This is a genomic window from Halomonas llamarensis (genome assembly GCF_023555005.1).
Taxonomy (GTDB): Bacteria; Pseudomonadota; Gammaproteobacteria; order Pseudomonadales; family Halomonadaceae; genus Vreelandella; species Vreelandella llamarensis.
The window spans coordinates 1-252 of sequence record NZ_JAMJPJ010000155.1 but is presented as its reverse complement, the minus strand read 5'-3'; the positions used below and the strand labels follow the sequence as shown (position 1 = coordinate 252).

Genomic DNA, 252 nt, shown 5'->3' with positions numbered 1-252 from the left:
CCGAGCTGGCCGTCGATGAAGACGACAGCCAGACGGATGATTCTCAGACTGACATCACCGACGAAACGGCATCTGCCGAGAACGCCGCTGCCCCAGTCAAAAAGCGCACCCGCGGTGGACGCGCAGCACTGCCACCCGAACTGCCTCGCGTCGAGGTGGTTCACGAACTCGACGACGCCGAGCGTTGCTGCGCCGAGGACGGCACTGAGCTCAAGGTCATCGGCGAGGTCGTCAGCGAAGAGCTTCATGTGG

General features: G+C 63.5%; 1 protein-coding gene. It reads left to right on the top strand.

The annotated features are described in order from the left end of the window. A partial coding sequence (locus tag M8006_RS18580) for an IS66 family transposase (RefSeq protein ID WP_488592962.1) occupies positions 1 to 252 on the top strand: 252 nt, incomplete at both ends.